Below are 21,208 nucleotides of genomic sequence, written 5' to 3' on the forward strand. Positions count from 1 at the left end.
AAGCGTCTTGTCGTTATTTTGCAAGATCCATTAAACAGCGGATCACATTGCCCTTGTACTCCACGGAACGGCAAATGGATTCCACGATAAATAACCCCCGCCCGCAGCAACTGTCGGAGGTACATGAAAAATCTTTCGACGAATAGTAAAAGCCTTCGCCTTCGTCCCGCACGGAAATGTGCATGACCGTCGGCTCCATGTCGACGCGCAAATGAACCCGCTTGTTTCCGTCCCAAGCGTTGCCGTGATCGGCGCCGTTGACCATGAGCTCGTCGATGATCAGGCGAATATCATATTGTAAATCCCGATCGGGAATGTAGGATGCGATCTCTCCCATGGCTTCGGCGATAAATCCGCGAAGGGATTCCATATCGCTTGCCACAGACCCCTGAAAGGTGCGCACGTTCTTCATTTCTTTCACCCCTGTATCTTCTTTTTACCCAAGAACGGAGCGAAAAAACAAGGGGCCGCAATTTTCTCCCGCCCGTCCTCCCTTCCCGAGGCACTTTTTTCTTACAGGTGAAATTTTCATTTTCATCTGTTACTTTTCCCTCGTCCCGGGTATAATACATATAAGTTGACAAGTTAACTTTTGAAAGGAGTTCAAATAATGGACAAATACGAATGCACGCTTTGTGGTTATATCTATGATCCCGCCGAAGGCGACCCGGACAACGGTGTAGAACCCGGCACCGCTTTTAACGACCTTCCCGCCGATTGGGAATGCCCCCTCTGCGGCGCAAGCAAGGACGACTTCGAAAAAGTCGAAGAATAATTAAACACAAAAGACGCGGCCTGTGCCGCGCCTTTTTTATTGCTTGAATTTTTACATAGAAAAATCCATTGGACGCACCCAATGGATTCTCTTACGCTTTTTTCTTGTAGTAGTCCGCCATGTCCTCGATAATGTCCCACAGCTCGTCCACGTTTTCTTTCGTCACGGCGCTGTAGGGGACGATGAGATCGTCGTAGGGGACGTGGAGGGCTTTTTTTATAACAGAAAAAGCCTTCTGCCTTTGGTTCTTCGACAGCTTGTCCGCCTTGGTAGCGACGACGAGGCCGGCGAAGCCGTTGTCCAAAATCCAGGCGTACATTTCCTTGTCCTTGGCCGAAGGCTCGTGGCGCATATCCACGAGAAGGATGAGCTCCGCCAAATTGTCCCGGCTCTCCAAGTATTCGTTAATGGTCTTCGCCCAGGCGTCCTGATCTTTTTTTGACGCCACGGCATAGCCGTAGCCCGGCAGATCCACCAGGCGCAGATCGTCGTTGATGCGGTAAAAGTTAATGGTGCGAGTCTTCCCCGGCTTGCCGCTGGTGCGGGCCAGATTTTTTCTTCCCAACATGGCGTTGGTAAAGCTGCTCTTGCCCACATTGGAGCGGCCGCAAAAGGCGAACTCCGGCAAGTCCGCCGCCGGATACTGATCCTTTTTCACGGCGACTTTTTCTAATTCACACTGACGTATCTTCACGTACCATCGCCTCTTTCAATACTTCGTCCATATGCTCCACGCCGACGACGCGGAGTTTTTTAATGGAGGGAGAGTCCATGTCCTTCAGATCTCTGAGATTGGCCTTGGGCACGAGGACGGTCTTCACGCCGCCCCGCTGAGCCGCCAAAAGTTTTTCCTTGAGCCCGCCGATGGGAAGCACCCTGCCCCTCAAGGTCACCTCGCCGGTCATGGCGACGAAGCGACTGACCGGCACCTTCGCCATGGCGGAGTAGAGGGCCGTGGTCATGGCGATGCCCGCCGAGGGGCCGTCTTTCGGCGTAGCGCCGTCGGGGACGTGGATGTGAATATCGTGTTTGTCCTTGAAATCTTCGGGAAGGCCCAGCTCTTCTTCCATACTCCAAATATAGGTGAGAGCCGCCTGGGCCGATTCCTTCATCACATTGCCCAGTTGGCCGGTGAGTTGAATCTTGCCTTTCCCGGGCACGATATTCACCTCGATGCCCAAGATCACGCCGCCTACCGCCGTCCAAGCCAGGCCGTTGACGTAGCCGATGAGGTCTTCCTCTTCCACGACCTGACCCAATGCCTTTTTCTCGCCTAAATATTTATTCAGATTGCGATTGGTAATGTGGGCCTTGGCCTTTTTCGTCTCCAAAAATTCCAGATTCACCTTGCGCACGATTTTCGCCAGTTCCTTGTCCAGCATGCGCACGCCGGCCTCTTGGGTGTAGTTTTCGATAATGGTGTCGATGGCATTATCTGAAATCGTCATGTCATCCGCCTTATAGCCCACATCCTTTAAATGCTTGGGCCACAAGTGGCGTTTGGCGATTTCTTTTTTCTCCTCGGGGGTGTAGCCGCCGATGGTGATAATCTCCATGCGGTCCAATAGAGGCGCGGGAATGGTCTTGGTGGTGTTGGCCGTGGTAATGAAGAACACCTTCGACAGATCGAAGGGGACTTCCATATAGCGGTCGGTAAAGGTATTGTTTTGCGCCGGATCCAAAACTTCCAAGAGCCCGGAGGCCGGGTCGCCGCGGTAGTCGTTGCCCACTTTGTCGATCTCGTCTAAGAGGAAGAGGGGATTGTTCTTCTTCGCCTCTTTCATCAATGTGATCACTCGCCCGGGCATGGCGCCTACATAGGTTCTGCGGTGGCCGCGAATTTCGTTTTCGTCAGTCATGCCGCCTAAGCTCATGCGCACATAGGGCTTGTTCAGCGCTTCCGCCACGGAGGCGGCGATGCTGGTCTTGCCCACTCCCGGCGGGCCCACGAGGCAAAGGATGGGGGACTTGGCGTCGGGAGATTTTTTCCTCAGGGCGATAAATTCCAAAATTCGCTCTTTAATATCCTTTAAGCCGTAGTGGCCCTCATCTAAAATCTTGCGGGCTTCCTTTAAGCTGTGCTCCTCCTCGGCCTCGTCGCACCAGGGCAGGTCCAAAATCCAATCCAGATAATTGGTCAGCCCCGCATACTCCGGCGACGCGACGTTCATGCGCTCCAGCTTTTGCAGCTCCTTTTCCGCCTTGTCCCGCACGTGCTCGGGCAGGGCCTTTTCTTCCAAACGGCGGCGATACTCCGCCGCTTCTTCCTCTTCCTCGCCGGTGAGCTCCCTTTGAATGGCCTTCATCTGCTCTTTAAGGAAAAATTCCTTTTGGTTTTCGTTAATGGTGTGCTTCACCTTGTCGTCGATGGCGTTGGATATGCTTAAGAGCTCGTTCTCCCGCATCAAAATACTGTGCAGGCGCATGAGCCGCTCTTTTAAATCCAAGGCGTCTAAAATGCTTTGGGCGTCTTCCGCCTTCATATTCACATAGCCCGCCACGGTGTCGGCGAAGGCCGCCGGCGTGTCGTAATTAATGACGGAATCCAAGAGGCCGGGATAGATCTTGTTGTTCTTTTCGATGTACTCGTCCAGATCGTCTTCCGTGAGGCGCAAGAGGGCTTCCATTTCCGCCTCGATGTCCTCTTCCTCGTCTTCGTAGCGCTCCACTTCCGCTTCCATCCACTTGCCGGATGTATCCACGGATTGAATCACGCCCCGGGCCACGCCTTTGACCAAGACCCGCACCAAGCCGCCGGGCAGGCGCAGGATCTGATTAATCTTGCAGATGGTGCCGGTCTCGTAAAGATCCTCGGCACCGGGCTCTTCCAGCTCGGGATCTCTCTGCGTTACCACAAAGAGATAGCCGTCTGCGCCGTCCGCCCGCTCGATGGCCGCCACGGACTGCTTCCGCGCCGCGTCGAAATGAGTGATGACGTGGGGCAGGATCACCAGATCCCTTAGGGCCAATAGGGGAAAAGTTCCGTTTTCCGTTTTTATTGCCATAGTTTCTCCTTATATAAAAAGGCCCACCTGGGTGAGCCTTTCGCTTATTGATCCGACGAGATCTTTTTCAAGGGCTCGTCTCTTTCCATGATCGGGTCCTCGTCGCCTTCGACGCTGGCCTTGGTCACGACGACGCGTTTCACATCGTCCATGGAAGGAATTTCAAACATGGTGTCCATCATAATTTCTTCGATGGTGCCGCGCAGACCGCGGGCGCCGGATTTCTTCTTAATGGCCTTTTCCGCAATGGCGTCCAAGGCCTCGTCTTCGAAATCCAGTTCCACGCCGTCCATGGCAAAGAGGGCTTTGTACTGTTTCACAATGGCGTTTTTCGGTTCCGTCAAAATGTGAACCAGGGCGTCCTTGTCCAACTCTTCCAAGGTGACGGTGACGGGCAAACGGCCGATAAATTCCGGAATCAAGCCGTACTTCAGCAGGTCTTCCCCTTCCAGTTCTTCCAGAAGATTGACCTTTTCGTGCTTGCTCCGTTTGATCTCCGTGCCGAAGCCGATGCCCCCTTGTCCCAGGCGGGCTTCGATAATCTTATCCAAAGAGTCGAAGGCGCCGCCTAAGATAAAGAGGATGTTGGACGTGTCCACTTGAATGAATTCCTGATTCGGATGCTTTCTGCCTCCTTGGGGCGGCACATTGGCTTCCGTGCCTTCGATGAGCTTCAGAAGGGCCTGTTGCACCCCTTCGCCGCTCACGTCCCGAGTGATGGAGACATTTTCCGATTTGCGGGCGATCTTGTCGATTTCGTCCACGTAGATAATGCCTTTTTCCGCCGCTTCAATATCGTAATCCGCCGCCTGAATCAGCTTCAGAATAATATTTTCCACGTCTTCGCCCACATAGCCCGCCTCGGTTAAGGAGGTGGCATCGGCGATGGCAAAGGGCACGTCTAAAATGCGGGCCATGGTTTGCGCCAAAAGGGTTTTGCCGCTTCCCGTGGGACCCACCATTAAAATATTGCTCTTTTGAATTTCAACACTGTCGTCGCGCCCGCCGGCTTCCTGGGTGCGAATGCGCTTGTAGTGATTGTAAACGGCTACGGCCAGAGCGCGCTTGGCGTCTTCCTGGCGAATGACGTAGTCGTCCAAAGATGCCTTGATCTCCGCCGGCGTCGGCAGATGATCCATGGCGGGGGCACCCTTCGGCGCCATTTCCTGGCGTAAAATATCCTCGCACAAGTGAATGCATTCGTCGCAAATATAGGCGTCGGGCCCCTTGATCAGTTTTTGTACCTGATCCTTGGACTTGCCGCAAAACGAGCAGCGCTGATCTTTTCTTTCGTCTGTCATGATGCTCCTAACTATTTACGTTTGACGATGACATCGTCGATGATGCCGTAAGCTTTCGCCTCTTCCGCCGACATAAAGAAGTCACGGTCCGTGTCTTTTTGAATCTTCTTCAAGGTTTGGCCCGTTCGCTCGGCGATAATGGCGTTTAATTGCTTGCGCGTCTTGATAATTTTTTCCGCATGAATTTGAATATCCGATGCCTGACCTTGGGCGCCGCCCAAAGGTTGGTGGATCATAATGTCCGCATTGGGCAGGGCGTAGCGCTTGCCCTTTTCGCCGGCCAGGAGCAGGAAGGCTCCCATGGATGCGGCGAGGCCCACGCAAATGGTGGAGACGTGGGGCTTGATGTATTGCATGGTGTCGTAAATTGCAAAGCCCGCGCTCACCGATCCGCCGGGGGAATTAATATAGATTTGAATGTCCTTGTCCGGATCTTCCGATTCCAAAAACAGCAGTTGGGCGACGACTAAATCTGCCACCTGATCGTTGATCTCGCCGGTTAAAAAGATAATCCGGTCTTTTAACAGTCGGGAATAAATATCGTAGCTTCTCTCGCCGCGATTGGTTTGTTCCACGACCATGGGTATCAGTGCCATACTTATGCCTCCTTCTCGAGGCTTCGACAGCCTCTTATGCTTCTTCCTCTTCTTTATTTAAGCCTTCCACTTCTTTCGCACTGTCTACGAGAAGCTCGACGGCTTTTTTGCGTTCCAGATCAGAGGTCATGATTTCTTTGTTGGTTTCCATCATGGTCTTGATCATTTCTTCCAGCTTGTCTTCGTCGCCTTTAAAGTAGCGTTCGGACATTTCTCTGGCGTAAGCTTCCAATTCGTCGTCGGTGACTTCGAATTTTTCCTCTGCCACAATGGCTTCGAGGACTAAAGATTTCAATACTTCACGTTCAGCATCGGGACGCATGGAGTCTTTAAAGTCGTCCAGGCTTTGGCCCAGCATTTGCAGGTATTGTTCCAATTGGATGCCTTGGCTGCGCATATTGTTGTCCATGTTGCGGATTTGTTCGTCGATGGCGTTTCTAACCATGACATCCGGCACGTCCACCTTGGCATTGGCAGCTGCGGCTTCGAGAACGCGGTCCATGCGAATGTTTTTCGCATTGGCTTCCACTTCTTCAGTCTTTTGCTTCTTCAGGTCTTCCTTGTATTCGTCTACGGTGTCGAATTCGGAAATGTCTTTAATGAATTCGTCGTCCACTTCCGGCAGCTCTTCCACGGCAATGGAATTTAAGGTGATGCTGAAGACGGCATCTTTGCCCTTTAATTCTTCGCTGTGGTAGTCTTCCGGGAAGCTGACTTCGATGTCGAATGCTTCGCCCACTTCGTGACCGACGATGCCTTCTTCAAAGCCGGGGATGAAGCTGCCGCTTCCCAGCTCCAGCTCTTGATCTTCGGCGGTGCCGCCGTCAAATGCTACGCCGTCGACTTTTCCTTCGAAGTCGATGTTGACCTTGTCGCCTTCTTTAGCGGCGCGGTCGTCGATATTAATTCGACGGGCGTTTAAGTGGCGTTGCTTGTCGATTTCGTTGTCGATCATTTCGTCGGAAACTTCCGTGGGGACGGCTTCGATTTCCAGGCCCTTGTATTCGCCTAAAACAACCTCCGGCTTGACTTCTACACTGACTGCGACGACCAAGTCCTTGCTGCGGTCGAAGTTTTCTTCGTCAATGTCGATTTCCGGTTGGTCGATAACGTCCAGCTCCAATTCTTTCAGGGCGTCTTGGTAAATCTTGGGAAGTACGTCGTTTAAAGCGTCCTCAAAGAAAATGCCGTCGCCGTAGAATTGTTCGACGATCTTCTTCGGCGCATGACCCTTGCGGAAGCCGGGCACGTTGAAGTAGCTTTTGTTGCGTTTATATACCTTCAGCTCCGCTTCCTTGATTTCCTCGTGGGGAACCGTTAAGTCGAAAAACACTTTATTCTTTTCTTGCTTTTTAATCTCTGTCATCCTTATCCCTCCATAATTTATATCTAAAGCATTATACCATAAGGGCATTAAAATCTACAGTTACGGGCAAAAAATCGGGGTGATCCGCCGAATTTCCCGCCCTTTGCCCCCTAAACTCTGCGTTCATAGACAAAATGGCAGGTGGGACATGTGACTTTTACTTTTCCCGCGCCTCGGGGCAGGCGGGCGGTTTGATTGCAGGAAGGGCAATGGACGTAACGGTAGTGCCGCACGTCCTTCAGCCGCCTGAGTCCTCGCTTCGCCGGGCGAATGGCGTTTAAAAAGCTGCCGTTTTCCTTGCGGCGCTTGCCTCGCTCCCGGGAGTAGGCGCGAAAAATAACCATAAAGAGAAGCAGAAGCGCTCCCCCGGACCAATAGCTGTTGCCGTAATGGCGTCCCGCCATGCGAAGGAGAAGGGAGGCGACGAAGAGAAAGGTGTTCAGCTCGTCCCAACCGTAGCGATTGGCCATGAAGCGCGCAAATGCTTTTTTTATTTCATTCATTTTTGGTAGCTGCGAATAATTTCCGCGCTGTCTTTGTATTTCTTCCGCTCATCGTCGGTTAAGTCCAGCTCGATCACTTCTTCGATGCCGTCCTTGCCGATGACGCAGGGGGTGGAGACGTAGACATCGTCCACGCCGTATTCCCCTTTATGCAGAGCGGAGACTTGCAGGGTCTTCTTTTCGTCGTAAAGGACCGCGTCCAAAATGGCGTTCACCGTGTTGGCGATGCCGTATTGGGTGGAGCCTTTGCCGAAGAAGGCGCGGTGACCGCGATAGACCACGGATTTTTCCACTTCCGCTTCGTCAATGGTCAGGTCGTGATCCTTCAAATAGCGATCCAGGGGGATGTGGTTGATGCGCACTTGGGAGTAGGGCAGGAACTGACTGTCCCCGTGTTCGCCCAGCATCATACTTTCCACATTTTCCGGGCTCACGTCCAGCATGCGGGCGATAATGGTGCGGCTACGTTCCGTATCCAGCGCCGTGCCGCTGCCGATGGTGCGGGACGCGTCCATGCCGGAAAGCTTCCACACGCGGTAGGCGATGGCGTCGCAGGGATTGGTGACCACGACGAAAATGCCTTTAAAGCCCGCCGCCATAACTTTGGGAATGTAGTCGCTGACGTCGGCTTGGTTGTTGTCGTATTCCTTGCGACGTTGGCAGTCCTCGGGAATACGTCCCGAGCAGACGACGATCATGTCGCTTGCCGCCACGTCCTTCACATCGCCGGCGACGAAGCGGGTGTTGTGGGGATAGAAGCGGGTGGCGTCTTCCAGGTCGCTGACTACGCCGTCTAATCTTTTTTCGTTAATGTCGTAAAGAGTAATTTGTGAAAATCCGCCGCGCAGTGCCGCCGTGTAGGCGACGATTTCGCCTACGTGACCTGCGCCGATAATACCTAATTTTGCCATGAGTATCTCCTTTATTTAATCAATTCTCGCAATGCTTCAAATTCGTCCACGGACAGCGTAATGCCCTTGGACTTTTTTTCGTGGTCTTCGCTCCAGGAGCGCAAGTCGAATTTCGGCTCGGCGCCGTTATAGGAGACGCGATTTAATTCCTTCGTCCAACCGTTGGGGGACGTGGACAGCACGCCTAAGTGCTCCACGATTTCAAATTTAAACTCGGCCATAAAACCTCCTAACAGAAAAAAGCGCCGTAGGCGCTTTCATCTACTCAACCGCTGTGACTGTATAGCCTGCATCTTCCACTGTCTTCTTTAACAGATCGGCGTCCAGGTCTTTGCCTTCGACGACAGCTTCCTGGGGTTCCAGGGTCACCGACGCCTTCACGCCGTCCAGTTCGTTTAACGCTTTGTCGACACGTCCGACGCAATGGTTGCAGCTCATGCCGTCGATTTTCAAAATAATCTTATCCATATCTTGTGCCTCCTCTTTTTTATTATACCCCTGCGAGCTCGTTTTAACAGCAGGGATTTCCGCAAATTGAATGGACTCTTCTATCGCCTCGTCATCATCTCTCGTCACTCCCTCCAACTTAAGGAAGTTTAAGCGCAGGGCATTGGTCACCACGAAGACGGAGCTGAAGCTCATGGCCAGGGCCGCGATCATGGGGCTTAAGGTCAGGCCGAAGGACTTGTAGAAGAGACCGGCGGCCACGGGAATACAGATGACATTGTAGAAAAAGGCCCAGAATAAATTTTCCTTAATGTTTCGGATCGTGGCCTTGGACAGATCCATGGCGCTGACCACGTCCATCAGATCGCTGTGCATTAAGACCACGTCGGCGCTTTCCATGGCGATGTCCGTGCCGGCGCCGATGGCGATACCCACGTCGCTTCGTGCGAGGGCCGGAGCGTCGTTAATGCCGTCGCCCACCATGGCCACTTTCCCCGATTCCTGATACTGCCGCACATAGGCTTCCTTTTCATCGGGAAGCACGCCGGCGTGGACGCGGTCGATGGCCAAGTCCTCGGCGATGACCTTCGCCGTCTTTTCGTTGTCCCCGGTAAGCATAACCAGTTTTATTCCGGCGGCGCGCAATCTCTTCAGGGCGGCCGCGGAATTGGCCTTCACCAAATCCTTGGCGGCGATAAGGCCGATAAACTCATTTTCCCGCGCGAAAAACAATGGCGTCTTGCCCTGTGCGAGAAGCATGTCCAAGGGCTCTCTTATAGCCGACAGATCGGCGCCGACGCTTTCCATAAGGGCTTCGTTGCCGCCGTAATAGATTTCGCCGTTTAATGTGGCCTTGATCCCGCGACCGGGAATGGCTTCGAAGTGCTCCAGGTCAAATTTATTCTCCGTACCGTATTTTTCTTCGTAGGCGCGAATGACGCCTTCCGCCAAAGGATGTTCCGACGATTTTTCAAGGGCGTAGGCCGTGGCGAAAAGTTCCTCCGGTTTCATCCCCGCCGCCATCACGTCGGTGACATAGGGCTTGCCCCGGGTAATGGTGCCGGTCTTGTCGAAGATCACCGTCTCCACATGGTGCAGGACCTCCAGGCTTTCGGCGCTCTTATAGAGCACGCCTGCCTTGGCGCCCTTCCCCGTGCCCACCATAATGGCCACAGGGGTCGCGAGACCCAGGGCGCAGGGGCAGCTGATGACCAGAACGGATATGGCGAGCTTCAGTGCGAAGGCGGGCTCCGCACCGAGGGCGAGCCACGTCGCTCCCGTCACCAGGGCGATAAGAATCACCACGGGGACGAAGACGCCCGCCACCTTGTCGGCGATTTTCGATATAGGCGCCTTGGTGGCGTTGGCATCGTCCACCAGGGCGATGATCTTTGCAATGGTGGTGTCTTCTCCCACCCGCTTCGCTTCCATAATCAACCGGCCCTGGCCGTTGGTCGTGGCGGCCATGACTTCGCTTCCCGCCGTTTTTTCCACGGGAATGGGCTCGCCGCTAAGGGCGGATTCGTCCACGGAAGAAATGCCTTCCACGACGACGCCGTCCACGGGCACATTTTCCCCGGGCTTCAGCAAAATTCTGTCGCCGATTTCGATGGCTTCCACGGGAATCTCTTTCTCTTCGCCGTCTTTGATCACCGTGGCCACTTCCGGCGTGAGATCCATGAGGGATCGAATGGCGCCGGAGGTCTTGTGCTTGGCCTTGGCTTCCAAAAATTTCCCCAGGTCGATTAAGACGACGATGGTGGCCGCCGACTCGAAATAGAGCTCGTGGCCGTAAGCGGCGATGCGCGCCATGTCCCCATGGCCGAAGCCGTAGGCCAATTGGAAGATGACATAGATGCCGTAGACATAGGCGGCGCCGGATCCCATGGCGATGAGGGCGTCCATATTGGGATGTCTGCGCCACAGGGATTTTCCGCCGTTAATATAGTAGTGGCGATTCAAAAACAGAATCACCGTGGTGAGCATAAACTGTACCAGGGCAAAGATGAGGAGATTTTCGTGGCCTTCCAAAATAGAAGGCACCGGCGCACCCATCATGCCGCCCATGGAAATATAAAAGAGAGGGATGAGAAAGATCGCCGAGACCACGAGGCGCTTACGCTTCATTTCCAATTCGTCGGAAAAAGGATCCGCCTCTTTCGGCGCGCTCTTCTTCTCCTCGCCTTCCAAAAAGCCTTTGTAGCCCGCCGCTTCAACGGCGTGAAGGACCGCGGGTTCGACCCCCGCCTCCCCCGTCACTTTCATGGAGTTGGTGAGAAGGTTCACGGCGACATTTGTCACGCCGTCGACCTTCGCCACCTCTCGTTCCACTGCGGCGGAACAGGCGGAGCAGGTCATGCCTTCTACGCGATATTTTCGTTCCATAGAGCCTCTTTTCTAAGTCAAAACATGTTCGTCTCTTCATATCTTACTAATATACTCGGACTATGTCAACTCGTGACGGATCGGAGAAGCTCGTCGATGTTTTTTTCTTCCTCCGCCGTGAGCTTTACCACCGTCCAAATTCCGTCCGCCGTCGTAAAGAGATAGAGCTTCGGGAAGGTGCCGGTGATTTTTTCGTAGGCCATGCCGTAAAGGCCCAGCTGCAATCGATAGGTGGCCATGGTGCCGGTGCGCACGCCTCGCGCCCCGGTCTTGTAATCCACAATGGCCACGCCATCCGGTAATTGCCGCAGCTGATCGTAAAAACCTTCCAGGACGACGTCGTCGAATTCCGCGCGGAAGGGCACTTCCGTTGCGAGGACCTCTCCGCCGGTAAAGGTCATGTCGTAATTTTCGATGGCGCGGGAGAGTTCATCGGCTACGCCGTAAGATTCTGCTCTCGCCAAAAGTTTTTCGCGAAGGCCCGCCTCGGGCTTCCGCGCCCGCTGGGCGTAGTGATGAAATAAAATTCCCAGCTGCAGGTAATCCTTCTCGCCCTTGGGACCCTCTTTGCCCTCGTCGAAAATGGCTCTCCCCTTTAAGAGGCGGCTCGCGGATACCACGGGCTTGGGACGCGCCGGGATAATTTCTGCGACAGCTTTTTTCTGCGGCAAGGTCTTTTCTTCCGCAGAAGGTTCCACCGGTCGGGGCACGGCTTCTTCAAAGGCCATCTCTTGCAGGTAGGCTTGAAGCCCCGCCTCGCCCTCTTTTGATTTCAACACATAAACGTAGCGCTTCGCCCGGGTCATGGCCACGTAGAGCAGGCGCAGATTCTCTTCCTTCGCCTTTTCCGCCGCGGCACTCCGGTTCATTTCGAAAATCGCCGGGGCTTCGGGATTTTTTATGCCCACGCCACGCTCGGGACTGTAGTTCCACAGGCCCCGCTCTGCGCGCTCCTTGGCGAAGAGATGGCCAAGATACACCCGCTCGTACTCCAGACCCTTGGCCTTGTGCATGGTGAGGATCTCCACGGCGTGATCGCCGCCCAGGGTTGCCGCCCCCGGATCCGACCGCTCCTCCAGCTCCCGAAGGCGAGAGAGAAAGCCCTCCATGTGGGCGCCGCGGCAGTCGTAGTCCTTGGCCATGGCGAGAAGCTGATCCACATTGGCCGCGGCCTGCTCACCGCCCTGCCTGTAGGCGTAGGCGCGAAAGCCGCTTTTCTCCACGAGGTCCAGCAGAAATTCGTAGGCGGAGAATTGTTCCGCCCTTTCGGCAAAAAATTTCTCCATAGCGTCCATTCGCTCGACGATTTCTTTTCTGCAGGCTTCCCCCTTCACGATGTGAAGGACGTCTTCCTGATTCGCCCCGACAAAGGGCGTGCGCAGAAAGGCCGGGGACAGCTCGCCCGTGGCCTTCGCCTCCATGGCAAGGATCAAATCCCGCACTTCCCTCGCCGCGAAGAAACCATCGGCACTGCGGTTCACATAGCTGATGCCGTAGTCGCGAAAGACCTCTTCGTAAATTTTCATGTACTGCTTCCGCCAGAGCAAAAGGGCCCGGGATTCGGCGGGATGCTTTTGAATGTCCTCCACGATCCAGAGGGCTTCTTTTTTTACGGCCGCCTCCGCCTCGGCCTCACCGGTAAGGTCCACGCCCTTCAACGCCCAGTCCCCTTCCCCGTGGCCGGTAATAGGCTCGTAGTCGGGAATTTTTTCCGAAAACATATGGCCGATGGCCGCCACCAAATCCTTGTGGGAGCGGTAATTGTTCACGAGAGCCATGGGCTCCGTGCCCTCCGTGAGCATGTGGCCGCGAAAAGCGTCGCCAACGGCCACGTCGGCGCCGCGGAAGGCGTAGATGGATTGCTTTCTGTCGCCGACGACGAAAAGTTTCCCCTCGCCCCTCAAGGCCTTCAGCATGCGAATCTGCAGGGGGTTCGTGTCCTGAAATTCGTCCACGAGAATGTGGTCGTAGCTGCAGGAGATCTTCCCCGATTCCAAAAGCGCCGTGGCCCGCTCTAAGAGATCGCTGAAGTCCAGGACGCCTATGGCGCGCTTCTCACGCCTGTAGGCCTCGTCGAGGAGATGAAAGGCGCGGCCGACGGCCTCGATAAAGGGGCGGTTCTTTTCCTCTTCCTGCAAAAAGAGGCGGTAACGCAAAGCTTCGTTTTGTTTTTTTATGTCTTCGTCTATTTTAAGCGACGACCCGTCGGGCATGTCCAAGAGAAAGGCCCGCTGCGCCTCTTCCGGCGCGATCTTTATCTTCTCGAGATCCGCCTCGTCTAAATACTTGGCCAGCTTCGACGCCTTGCTCTTCATGGTGCCCCTCAGCGTAGGCAGAAAATCCAGGTACTCCCTTAATACGTCATCCTCCGATGCCTCTCGCGGGCGAAAGTCTTCAAGGGCGCCTCGTGTGCGCAGGGCCTCGTAACTTGTTAAGAGCTCGTCCTTAAAGTAATTGGCCGTGGTGCCGGCGGTTTCAAGGAAGGAAATAAAATCCTCGTCGGAAAAAATATCCCCCGCCACTTTCTCGTAGCTCTTTTCCAAAAGAGCCCGGGCCTCGCCTTCGTCCAGCTGCTCCATGCCGCCGAGGGTGTCTCCCTCCACGGCATAAATGGAGAGCAGGTAGCGGCAAAAGCCGTCGATGGTCTTGACCACCAGCCGGTCCGTCTCCTCTTCCGTCAAGCTCGCCGCCATGCGGGCGGCCATTTCCTCGGCGGCCCGATTGGTAAAGGTAATGGCAAGGACACTGCCCTCGGTTTCGGACAAAATCGCCTTTACCCGCTCGGTCAACACCTTGGTCTTCCCCGCGCCGGCGCCGGCGGTGAGAAAGACGGAGCGGTCGTAGGAATCCACTGCCCGCTGTTGTTGTTTATCCAATAACATCCGCCGCCTCCTTTCTGCACAAGTCGCCGTAGGGACAGTATTTGCACGCGTCCTCCTCCGCAGGCTCCGCGGGGAAGGCCCCTTTCTTTATGGACGCGATGACGCGATCCAAGGCATTTTCCGCCTCGTTTAAAAAGATGTCGAAGGCCTCGCCGTCGTACTTTTTCTCCTTGCCCAGGCGGCTGTAATTGCCGGCCCGTATCGTATCCCGCACCATGACCGAGGCCTTGGCGCCTTCCACGGAGACGTACTCCAGAGACGCCGGGCGATTGCCCATGGATCTTCGTGCCAGGGCATACAGGCTCAGCTGCATGACTTCATAGGCAGCCACCTTGTCGTATTTCGGCACGCCGCCGGATTTGTAGTCGATTAAAATTTCATCGCCGGATTCGTTTCGATCGATGCGATCGATGACGCCGTGAATGGCCACGTCCTTAAAGGGATAGGTGAAGGCGGTCTCGAAGGCCGTGGGGCGAAAGCCTGCGTTTCTCTTTTCATCGGCCAGCCGCTCTTCCTCCGCTTGAATGGCGGCGAGGAGGGCCCGGGCCATGTCCTTCTTTTCCCACGCCCAAAGGTACTCGGGCCGCAGATAGCTCATCTTCTCGTCGTAGGCTGCGGCGACGAAGCCGGGCAGATCCTCCAGGCCGCCTGAGAAGTAGCGGGCCAGGGCTTCGTGATAAATGGTGCCCTTGGCCATAACCGGGCGGCCGTCCTCTTCTTCCGGTGCGGTCTTCAGCACTCGCTCGGCGTAGTAGCGGAAGGGGCAGCGCAAATAAGCGTCCACCGCCGAGGGGGACAGGCCTTTTTCCCTGAGTCTGTCGGCGAGCACCATCGCCGCTTCGGCGGAAAAATCGTCCTCTTCCGTGGAAAGCTCCCACATCTCTTCGTAGACTTCCCCGGTCTTATCCAAGTCCTCTACAGAAAAATCTTTATTCAACGCGGAAAAGATAGTTGCCTCTTCCCCGTCTCCCACTTTATAGAGATAAGATTTCTTCGACGAAGCCAATAAGTATGAGAGCCGATCCGTCACCTCTTCCCCCTGAAAGAAATCGGGATAGAGGCCCGCGTCCATGGCGGCCCTTGCGACGGAGCGATTCATCAAACTGTCCTCTATCTTCGTCGGCATAAAATTCCCGTCCAGGGATGAGACGAAGAGGCGGTCGTAATCGCCGCCATAGGCCTCATCTAAGGACAGAATATCCACGCCGTAGGTCCCTTCCTTTTCCAAATGGGCGCAGAGAATGGACTCAAACTCCCTGCCGGAAATCCTGCCATAGTCCCCGGCAGCCTCGGCAAGTGCGTCGGCTAAATATTTTTGCGCCTCTTCGCCGAAAAATTCCGCCGCCTCCGTGCTCAGGCGGGCAAAATCATCCCAACCGCCTTCCTTTTCCCGCCGCCATCCGCGGAGCAGCTCTTTATATTTCAAAAGCAAGGCCTTTTTCTCGTCGCTTAAGTAATAGGGCAGGGGCTTTTCGAAAATTTCCGAAAGATCCATTGCGGGCAGCAATTCCAGGGCCGCTGCCAAAGCCTTGCCGTCCTCCATATTTGCCAAGGGGCCACGCAAAAAGGCGCTGGCCGACGCCACATCTTCTCCCCGCCGCCACATGAGCCGCAGATGACATAGGGCTTCGTCCCCCATGGCATAGCTGTAGCCCGCCGCGGGAATGCCGGCTGAGGCCAGGTGGGCCTTCATCGCCGTCCGGTCCCCTTCCTCATTCATAACCACGCCGATCTTCAAGAGGGGATTCTCGGCGAGAGCCGCGGCAATTTTATCGGCCATATGGCGCAGGGCACGCTCCCCGTCCACGGTTTGAAAGAGGGAAATATCGTTCGCTTCCTCTTTTTCATCGAAGGGAATGACCGCCACCACATGGGCGGCAACATCTAATTTTTTCAGGAGCAGGCGGTGCCGCTCCTTGTAATGGGAAAAGCCCACGACGATGTACGTCCGCTCCGGGCTCACCTCCGCCGCCATGGCCTCGGCAAAGACGGCGGCATTCGTTACGCAGTCCGCATCCCTTACGGCGTCTTTATAGGCGGTTAAAAGGGCTTCCTTGTCCTTGCGCCAGGAATAGGGCAGCTCCTCTTCCTCGATGCCCAAATAATTCACCTCATCACACCACTGAAAGAGGCGGCGAATTTTTTCCATGTCCCGCACCGGGGCAAAGGCCGTGTCCCCTTCCCCCAATGCCTTGCGAAAGGTGTAGGCCGCCCGCCGCTGATTGCGGGGACGCTCCATGGCAAGCTCCGCCATGAGGTCGTCGAAGGTAAAAAAGTTCACGCCTAAAAAGCCCACACCGGCAGCAAGGGCCTCTTTGCTTCTTGCAATCCACTTTCGATTGGGCATAATCAAGGTGGCGGCGTTTAAATCCACATCATCTCTTAAAGCTTCCACGCCGCTTCCCATAGGTTTATAAATAATTTTCACGGTCCCTCCTTTCTTCCCTGTTATCTCAATCCGTTTTGAATCACAGATGCAGGCGCTCCCTGATCCGCTGAAACTTTCCCTTGGGCTCGGAAATAAATACCTGTCCCGACACGTCGGGGAATTCGTCTGTTTCGGGAAAGACCAGCTTGTATGCGTGAAGTAGTTGGTGATGCAGATCTTCGAAGGCCCGGGAAGGACGGCCGTACTTTCTGTCGCCGACGACGGGATGGCCGATGGATGCCAGCTGCTGGCGAATCTGATGGGTGCGGCCCGTAATCAGCTCCGCCTCCACCAAGGTGTAATTCCCCGCCGACTTCAGGGGCCGGTAGATCCCCAGGGCGTCCTTGCCCTCGTCGCCTTCCACGACACGGTTCTTGTCTCCCTCTTTCTTCAGGCGATTCTCCACCTTCCGCTCGCCCTCTAAGACCCCTTCCACAATGGTCATGTAATATTTTTCCACTTCCCGATTGCGAATCCACTCGTTGGCCGCACGCAGGCCGGCGGCGGTCTTCGCCCCCAAGATCAAACCGCTGGTGTTTCTGTCCAGGCGATTGCAGATGGATGGCACGAAAGTCTTTTCGCCCCGAGGATTGTAGCTCTTCGTGTGGATCAAATAGGCCAACATATCGTCCACCATGTTTCGCTCGTAGGCCTTCCCCGTGCCGTGGCTCAATATACCCACGGGCTTGTCCATAATGATGAAATCCGCCGATTCAAAGACGATGGCGGGGAACTTTCCCTTGGCCGACTTCGGCTCCTTGGAAAACTTCGCCAAGGTCTCGTCGGAAAAATAAATCTCCACCGTGTCCCCGAGAGCCAGGACATCTTCTTCCTTGGCCTTTTTTCCGTTCACCGTAATGTTTTTCTTTCGAATGGATTTATAAAGCAGAGACGCCTTGGCATTGGGAAGCAGTTTTTTTAAATAGCGATCCAGGCGCATGCCGGCGTCGTTTGTGTCAATTTTGTTAGAGATCACGAGAGCCCCTCTTTCTTTCCTTCGGCTGTGATATAATATGTCATTATAATGATTATATCGAAATCTACAGGAAAGGGAAAACAATGAAATTTAACGGAAGAGCTTCGAAAGTTTTCGTCAACTTTTTGCGCTTTGTCGTCGTCACACTGGTGGTCCTCGTCCTGCTTTTCGTCATCAAGTGGCGGATGAACCATCTATTTTCCATGATGACGCCGGAAGAGAGCAAAGACACCACCATTACAGAGGAAATTCAGACTTCCAAAGAACAAATCGGAAAAATTTCCGACGCCGCCAAGGACGCCTCGGAAAAAACCACCTTACTTAAAATCGAAACCACGGATCCCGATTCCGTAGCCAAGCACTTAAAGGAAGCGGGCCTTATTAACGACACCACGGCCTTCAGCAATATGACCAGGCGCTCGGGCATGGCACGCTATATTACGGCGGGCAGCTACGAAATTCCCGAAGGCGCCACCGCCGAAACGATTTTGAAAATGCTCACGGAAAATGGGCTGCAAAAGGCCACCCGCACCGTGAAAATCGAAATCCCCCAAGGTGCCACCGACGAAATCATCTGCGACATCGTTCTGAAAGAAGATTTAATCGCCGATCGCGCCACCTTCCTTCAAATGATTCGCGACGCCGGCGCCGTGCCTAGCATTAAACCGGGCGGCTACGTCATCCACGCCCCCATTACGGCCACGGAGCTTTTGAACACCTTAACGAAATATGGCGATCAGGCAAATCAAAATCCCCCGGCGCCTCAAGAACAACAATAGCACACAAAAAAGCCGCCCCTTGCACTTGCAAAGAGCGGCTCTTTTTATGCCGTAAACTTAATCGTATTGGACGATGCGCTTCGCCACGTCCATGGCGGCGACGCAACCTTCCCCGCAGGCATTAATGACCTGGCGGAAATTTTTCGCCACAATGTCCCCGGCGGCATAGACGCCGTCTACGGCGGACATTTGGTTTTCGTCCACCTTCACATAGCCCCTGTCCAATTCCAAAAGGCCTTCCAAAAATTCCGTCTGAGGCTTTACGCCGACGTAGATAAAAATACCCAGAGGCCGGTCGCCTTTTTTCACCGTAAAGGTTTCGCCGGTCTTGTTATTGTAAAGGACCAGGCCGTCGGCCATGGCATCTCCCACCACTTCCTTCAGCTCCGTGTTCCAAAGCACGGAAATATTTTCGTGGGCCAAGGCTTTCTTCGCCAGGAAGCTTTCGGCGCGGAAGCTGTCTCTGCGGTGAACGATGGTCACCTTCGCCCCTAAATTGGCAAGGTAGAGGGCCTCTTCCACGGCGGAATTGCCGCCGCCGATGACATAGACGTCGCCGTTTTGGTAAAAGGCGCCGTCGCAGGTGGCGCAGTAGCTGATGCCTCGAGAGACGAACTCCTCTTCACCGGGCACGCCCAGGCGATTGGGCTTGGAGCCCGTGGCGGCGATGACGTACTTGCCCTCGTAGCTTCCGCCTTCCGTCTTCACGATTTTCTTGTCGCCCATATCTTCCACGGAAAGCACACGCTCCCGAATGGTGACCGCACCGAATGATGCCGCCTGCTTCGCCATGCGCATGGCGATAGCCATGCCCGTGTCCTCAGTAAGTGCCCCGGGAAAATTTTCCAAAGACATGGTGAGGGCCATTTGCCCGCCTTCCAGCTCCGGCTCGAAGATCACCGTGCTTAAATGGGCGCGGCTCGCGTAAATAGCGGCGGTAAGCCCCGCCGGGCCGCCGCCGATAATCATCAGATCGTACATAATTCCCTCTTATTTCAATAATTCCAAGAGACGGCCCGTGGCCTTCCACTTCACCTGTCTCAGTTCCTCTAAATTTTTCGCTCCCACGAGGACCATGACGATCCTCGTCTTTTCCATCAGGTCGTTTAAATAGACCGAGGCGTAATCCACGCCGCCGTGAACGATGTATTTTAAAATTTCGCCGCTGATGGCACACATGTCGGCACCGAGGATCAAACACTTCACCAGATCCAGGCCGCTGCGAATGCCGCCGGATGCCGTAATGTGCAGGTCCTTCTTGCCCAATGCCACGGCTTCGTGAAGGGCGTAGGCCGTGGGAATCCCCCAGCCGTAAAGCTCCGTCATATCCGAATTAAAGTAGCGAAGATTTTCCACCTCGAAGAAATTCGTGCCGCCGTAGCCGGAAATGTCCACGTGGCGAATGCCCAGGTCGTAAAGCTTTTCCACCACGGAAGCATCCATGCCGAAGCCCACTTCCTTGACCAAAACGGGCACGTCCAGGGCCTCGTTCACGGCGCGGATCCGCTCCGCCGTGCCGCGAAAATCACGGTCCCCCTCTTCCATGGCCAGCTCCTGTGCCGGATTCAAATGAATCTGCAAGGCGTCGGCACGAATAATATCCACGGCCTTCTTCGCCTCGTCCACGGTTAAATTACCGTTCATATTCCCGAGGACGATGCCATTCTCGCCGACGATCTCCCGCACCACCTCAAAACTTTCCATGGCCTCGTCGTCTTCCATGGCGATGGTTTCGCTCCCCACGGCCATGGGCAGATCGAAGCGCTTGGCCAGCTCCGCCAAGTCGGAATTAATATTTTCCGCAAACTCCGTGCCCCCGGTAATGGCGTTGATCATCAGGGGGAAGTGAACCTCCCTGCCCAAATAGGTGGTGGAGGTGTCGATTTCATCTACCGAAAGCTCCGGCAGAGAAATATGGGGCAGATACATATCGTTAAACAGCGGATCGCCGCGGTAATCCGTCTTTAAATAATTTTCTACATGCTCTCTTTTTCTATATTTTCTCATGTGCATCCCAGCCTTTACTTACTATGATAGATCTATCATACCATCAAACGGCCTCCGCCTAAAGAAGTTTATAGTATTTATCAGCTGAAATTCTCCCCTAACCTCCTATTACTTAAATGTAAAATCTCCCTTCAATAAACTATATTGTTTACCGTAGGGAGATTCTTAGTTTAACTATGTTTGTCTAAAAATAGAAAAGATCCTCAAATTTCTTTTCCAAAGCAATGCAAAGTATCAAAGCTAACTTCGCGGTTGGGTTAAATTGACCAGTTTCAATTGAGCTGATTGTATTTCTTGAAACACCGACCTCGTCCGCTAACTGTTGTTGTGAATAACCTTTTTCTTTCCTGACTTCTTTTAAATGATTTTTGAGAATTAGTTTATCATCCATTGTCCATCACTACTTTAATGTTATAAGGTTAGCTACAAATAAGGCGATTCCTATAATTGCCATAAGCGTCCCCATTAACAATTGCTTTCTTTCTTTTAATTTTGCATATTTTACAAGTTCTTTTGTTGCTTCAATACTAAAATAAATACTTAGTATTCCATAATTAAAAGAATTGAAGAAAAAAGCTTCAATTCCAAATAAGGTTGCAGCAACTGCCAATCCCATTTGGCTGGAAACCTCACCTGCTTTGTTAAAAATATCAACCATCATCTCATCGTGATGTTTATACTCCTCGCGGCTTCTTTCTAAAACTTCCTCTCTCTTCATATTCATTCTCCTTTATTCTTTTTGCCAAGTTTACTTGATATTTGTATTATATCGTGCCAAGTTTTATTGTCAATACATTAGAATAAATATTTCAGCTTTTTAAAGATTGTCAATGATACCCCCCTTGAA

Annotated in this window: 19 protein-coding genes; 2 read left to right on the forward strand and 17 right to left on the reverse strand. The window is 53.8% G+C overall.

Features of this window, described 5'->3' with window-relative positions; translation table 11 throughout:
• Positions 1 to 13: 13 nt before the first annotated feature.
• Positions 14 to 412, reverse strand: a complete 399-nt coding sequence (locus tag BN7444_RS01210; protein ID WP_068454616.1) for an ATP-binding protein — start codon at positions 410 to 412, stop codon at positions 14 to 16.
• A 198-nt stretch (positions 413 to 610) separates the two neighbouring features.
• On the opposite strand from BN7444_RS01210, the gene rd reads away from it, so the two are divergent.
• Positions 611 to 775 carry a rubredoxin gene (gene rd / locus BN7444_RS01215; RefSeq protein ID WP_068454619.1) on the forward strand — a complete coding sequence of 55 codons (165 nt, stop codon included), beginning with the start codon at positions 611 to 613 and terminating at the stop codon, positions 773 to 775.
• Positions 776 to 866: 91 nt separating this feature from the next.
• Here the strand turns inward: rd and yihA are convergent, their stop codons facing one another.
• The 12 genes from yihA to BN7444_RS01275 all read right to left on the reverse strand — a co-directional run bounded on the left by yihA (position 867) and on the right by BN7444_RS01275 (position 17,575).
• Entirely contained in the window at positions 867 to 1,469 is a 603-nt protein-coding gene (gene yihA, locus BN7444_RS01220) for a ribosome biogenesis GTP-binding protein YihA/YsxC (protein WP_068454622.1), read from the reverse strand.
• On the reverse strand, positions 1,450 to 3,780 hold the full coding sequence (gene lon, locus BN7444_RS01225; RefSeq protein ID WP_068454625.1) for an endopeptidase La: 2,331 nt from the start codon (positions 3,778 to 3,780) through the stop codon (positions 1,450 to 1,452). The genes yihA and lon overlap by 20 nt, the downstream gene beginning before the upstream one ends.
• A gap of 44 nt (positions 3,781 to 3,824) precedes the next feature.
• On the reverse strand, positions 3,825 to 5,081 hold the full coding sequence (clpX, locus tag BN7444_RS01230) for an ATP-dependent Clp protease ATP-binding subunit ClpX (protein ID WP_068454628.1): 1,257 nt from the start codon (positions 5,079 to 5,081) through the stop codon (positions 3,825 to 3,827).
• Between the two features lie 11 nt (positions 5,082 to 5,092).
• Positions 5,093 to 5,677: an ATP-dependent Clp endopeptidase proteolytic subunit ClpP gene (clpP, locus tag BN7444_RS01235; protein ID WP_068454631.1), complete on the reverse strand. Its 585-nt coding sequence runs from the start codon at positions 5,675 to 5,677 to the stop codon at positions 5,093 to 5,095.
• Positions 5,678 to 5,711: 34 nt separating this feature from the next.
• A complete protein-coding gene (gene tig / locus BN7444_RS01240; RefSeq protein WP_068454634.1) occupies positions 5,712 to 7,043 on the reverse strand; it encodes a trigger factor in 1,332 nt (443 codons plus the stop codon).
• A 110-nt stretch (positions 7,044 to 7,153) separates the two neighbouring features.
• A complete protein-coding gene (locus BN7444_RS01245; protein WP_068454638.1) occupies positions 7,154 to 7,546 on the reverse strand; it encodes a hypothetical protein in 393 nt (130 codons plus the stop codon).
• Positions 7,543 to 8,457, reverse strand: coding sequence for a lactate/malate family dehydrogenase (locus tag BN7444_RS01250; protein WP_068454639.1), 915 nt, complete (start codon positions 8,455 to 8,457; stop codon positions 7,543 to 7,545). The genes BN7444_RS01245 and BN7444_RS01250 overlap by 4 nt, the downstream gene beginning before the upstream one ends.
• 11 nt (positions 8,458 to 8,468) lie before the next feature.
• On the reverse strand, positions 8,469 to 8,678 hold the full coding sequence (locus BN7444_RS01255; protein ID WP_068454642.1) for a YdbC family protein: 210 nt from the start codon (positions 8,676 to 8,678) through the stop codon (positions 8,469 to 8,471).
• A gap of 40 nt (positions 8,679 to 8,718) precedes the next feature.
• Complete coding sequence (locus tag BN7444_RS01260; protein WP_068454645.1) at positions 8,719 to 11,289, reverse strand: heavy metal translocating P-type ATPase; 2,571 nt, start codon at positions 11,287 to 11,289, stop codon at positions 8,719 to 8,721.
• Between the two features lie 65 nt (positions 11,290 to 11,354).
• The gene (locus tag BN7444_RS01265) at positions 11,355 to 14,171 is read right to left on the reverse strand and encodes a UvrD-helicase domain-containing protein (protein WP_068454647.1); all 2,817 of its coding nucleotides are present in this window, start codon (positions 14,169 to 14,171) and stop codon (positions 11,355 to 11,357) included.
• On the reverse strand, positions 14,158 to 16,599 hold the full coding sequence (locus BN7444_RS01270; RefSeq protein WP_068454650.1) for a PD-(D/E)XK nuclease family protein: 2,442 nt from the start codon (positions 16,597 to 16,599) through the stop codon (positions 14,158 to 14,160). Before BN7444_RS01270 ends, BN7444_RS01265 begins: the two co-directional genes overlap by 14 nt.
• Before the next feature lie 40 nt (positions 16,600 to 16,639).
• Entirely contained in the window at positions 16,640 to 17,575 is a 936-nt protein-coding gene (locus BN7444_RS01275) for an RluA family pseudouridine synthase (protein ID WP_082941202.1), read from the reverse strand.
• Positions 17,576 to 17,658: 83 nt separating this feature from the next.
• Here BN7444_RS01275 and BN7444_RS01280 point away from each other — a divergent pair, with 83 nt between their 5' ends.
• Positions 17,659 to 18,354 (forward strand): endolytic transglycosylase MltG, encoded by a 696-nt coding sequence (locus BN7444_RS01280; protein ID WP_068454653.1) that lies wholly within the window; start codon positions 17,659 to 17,661, stop codon positions 18,352 to 18,354.
• A gap of 57 nt (positions 18,355 to 18,411) precedes the next feature.
• Here the strand turns inward: BN7444_RS01280 and trxB are convergent, their stop codons facing one another.
• The 4 genes from trxB to BN7444_RS01300 form a co-directional block, all read right to left on the reverse strand.
• The gene (gene trxB, locus BN7444_RS01285; RefSeq protein ID WP_068454656.1) at positions 18,412 to 19,335 is read right to left on the reverse strand and encodes a thioredoxin-disulfide reductase; all 924 of its coding nucleotides are present in this window, start codon (positions 19,333 to 19,335) and stop codon (positions 18,412 to 18,414) included.
• A gap of 9 nt (positions 19,336 to 19,344) precedes the next feature.
• On the reverse strand, positions 19,345 to 20,361 hold the full coding sequence (gene fni / locus BN7444_RS01290) for a type 2 isopentenyl-diphosphate Delta-isomerase (protein WP_068454659.1): 1,017 nt from the start codon (positions 20,359 to 20,361) through the stop codon (positions 19,345 to 19,347).
• Positions 20,362 to 20,545: 184 nt separating this feature from the next.
• Positions 20,546 to 20,752 (reverse strand): helix-turn-helix transcriptional regulator, encoded by a 207-nt coding sequence (locus BN7444_RS01295; protein ID WP_068454662.1) that lies wholly within the window; start codon positions 20,750 to 20,752, stop codon positions 20,546 to 20,548.
• Between the two features lie 9 nt (positions 20,753 to 20,761).
• Complete coding sequence (locus BN7444_RS01300) at positions 20,762 to 21,079, reverse strand: DUF6442 family protein (RefSeq protein WP_068454665.1); 318 nt, start codon at positions 21,077 to 21,079, stop codon at positions 20,762 to 20,764.
• Positions 21,080 to 21,208 lie beyond the last annotated feature (129 nt).

It is taken from the genome of Peptoniphilus pacaensis, assembly GCF_900088125.1.
GTDB classification, from domain to species: domain Bacteria; phylum Bacillota; class Clostridia; order Tissierellales; family Peptoniphilaceae; genus Aedoeadaptatus; species Aedoeadaptatus pacaensis.

Coding starts and splice junctions, on each gene's coding strand:
- BN7444_RS01280 (WP_068454653.1), top strand. CDS start 17,659: ATGAAATTTAACGGAAGAGCTTCGAAAGTTTTCGTCAACTTTTTGCGC.
- clpP (WP_068454631.1), bottom strand. CDS start 5,677: ATGGCACTGATACCCATGGTCGTGGAACAAACCAATCGCGGCGAGAGA.
- lon (WP_068454625.1), bottom strand. CDS start 3,780: ATGGCAATAAAAACGGAAAACGGAACTTTTCCCCTATTGGCCCTAAGG.
- BN7444_RS01300 (WP_068454665.1), bottom strand. CDS start 21,079: ATGAAGAGAGAGGAAGTTTTAGAAAGAAGCCGCGAGGAGTATAAACAT.
- fni (WP_068454659.1), bottom strand. CDS start 20,361: ATGAGAAAATATAGAAAAAGAGAGCATGTAGAAAATTATTTAAAGACG.
- BN7444_RS01265 (WP_068454647.1), bottom strand. CDS start 14,171: ATGTTATTGGATAAACAACAACAGCGGGCAGTGGATTCCTACGACCGC.
- BN7444_RS01250 (WP_068454639.1), bottom strand. CDS start 8,457: ATGGCAAAATTAGGTATTATCGGCGCAGGTCACGTAGGCGAAATCGTC.
- BN7444_RS01260 (WP_068454645.1), bottom strand. CDS start 11,289: ATGGAACGAAAATATCGCGTAGAAGGCATGACCTGCTCCGCCTGTTCC.
- BN7444_RS01255 (WP_068454642.1), bottom strand. CDS start 8,678: ATGGCCGAGTTTAAATTTGAAATCGTGGAGCACTTAGGCGTGCTGTCC.
- BN7444_RS01295 (WP_068454662.1), bottom strand. CDS start 20,752: ATGGATGATAAACTAATTCTCAAAAATCATTTAAAAGAAGTCAGGAAA.
- trxB (WP_068454656.1), bottom strand. CDS start 19,335: ATGTACGATCTGATGATTATCGGCGGCGGCCCGGCGGGGCTTACCGCC.
- BN7444_RS01245 (WP_068454638.1), bottom strand. CDS start 7,546: ATGAATGAAATAAAAAAAGCATTTGCGCGCTTCATGGCCAATCGCTAC.
- clpX (WP_068454628.1), bottom strand. CDS start 5,081: ATGACAGACGAAAGAAAAGATCAGCGCTGCTCGTTTTGCGGCAAGTCC.
- tig (WP_068454634.1), bottom strand. CDS start 7,043: ATGACAGAGATTAAAAAGCAAGAAAAGAATAAAGTGTTTTTCGACTTA.
- BN7444_RS01210 (WP_068454616.1), bottom strand. CDS start 412: ATGAAGAACGTGCGCACCTTTCAGGGGTCTGTGGCAAGCGATATGGAA.
- rd (WP_068454619.1), top strand. CDS start 611: ATGGACAAATACGAATGCACGCTTTGTGGTTATATCTATGATCCCGCC.